The sequence below is a fragment of the Enterococcus sp. FR204 genome, assembly GCF_031143325.1.
Taxonomy (GTDB): Bacteria; Bacillota; Bacilli; order Lactobacillales; family Enterococcaceae; genus Enterococcus_B; species Enterococcus_B faecium.
Window position 1 is genome coordinate 1 of sequence record NZ_JAKZIW010000114.1, and the last position, 387, is coordinate 387.

4 tRNA genes are annotated in these 387 nt (G+C 49.6%); all 4 read left to right on the forward strand.

Going from position 1 to position 387, the window contains the following annotated elements:
- The first annotated feature begins 4 nt into the window (after positions 1-4).
- The 4 genes from RG571_RS12080 (at position 5) to RG571_RS12095 (ending at position 367) form a co-directional block, all read left to right on the forward strand.
- Positions 5-75 (forward strand) — tRNA-Gly (locus tag RG571_RS12080).
- Positions 76-88: 13 nt separating this feature from the next.
- Positions 89-162, forward strand: a tRNA-Ile gene (locus tag RG571_RS12085).
- 24 nt (positions 163-186) lie between these two features.
- Positions 187-274 (forward strand) — tRNA-Ser (locus tag RG571_RS12090).
- Between the two features lie 21 nt (positions 275-295).
- Positions 296-367: transfer RNA gene (locus RG571_RS12095), tRNA-Glu, on the forward strand.
- Positions 368-387 lie beyond the last annotated feature (20 nt).

The window sequence follows — 387 nt, forward strand, 5'->3', positions numbered from 1 at the left end:
CCATGCGGGTGTAGTTTAGTGGTAAAACCACAGCCTTCCAAGCTGTTGTCGCGAGTTCGATTCTCGTCACCCGCTTTTAGTTTTTTATGGGCCTATAGCTCAGCTGGTTAGAGCGCACGCCTGATAAGCGTGAGGTCGATGGTTCGAGTCCATTTAGGCCCATTAGTACAAAATCTTATTGGTTTTGGGGAAGTACTCAAGTGGCTGAAGAGGCGCCCCTGCTAAGGGTGTAGGTCGGGAAACCGGCGCGAGGGTTCAAATCCCTCCTTCTCCGTTTCAATATTTTGTTTTACCTGGCCCGTTGGTCAAGCGGTTAAGACACCGCCCTTTCACGGCGGTAACACGGGTTCGAATCCCGTACGGGTCATTAATTTAATATAGTTTTAC